1 protein-coding gene is annotated in these 247 nt (G+C 38.1%); it reads right to left on the reverse strand.

Going from position 1 to position 247, the window contains the following annotated elements; genetic code table 11:
• Window positions 1-34: 34 nt before the first annotated feature.
• Window positions 35-247 (reverse strand): transposase (locus AC3E7H_RS10085; protein WP_490676526.1); only part of this gene is annotated, 213 nt, incomplete at its 5' end.

The raw sequence follows: 247 nt of genomic DNA on the forward strand, positions 1-247 counted from the left end.
GGCTCTCTGTCAACTGTAGTGGGTTGAAGAAAAGCTAAGATCGAGAAAGGACGGATTTCGTCCTTTCTTTTTTGATGTTCAGAGCGATGAAAATTCGTTTCTTAAAGTTGTCAAAGTTCCTAAAACCAAAGGCATTTCGTTTGATGAGTTTAATGAGATTATTGGTTGCTTCCAATTTAGCGTTGGAATAGGGCAATTGAAGGGCGTTGACAATCTTTTCTTTATCCTTGAGGAAGGTTTTGAAGAT

The sequence above is a fragment of the Streptococcus sp. SCPM-O-B-15304 (M98) genome (genome assembly GCF_058200215.1).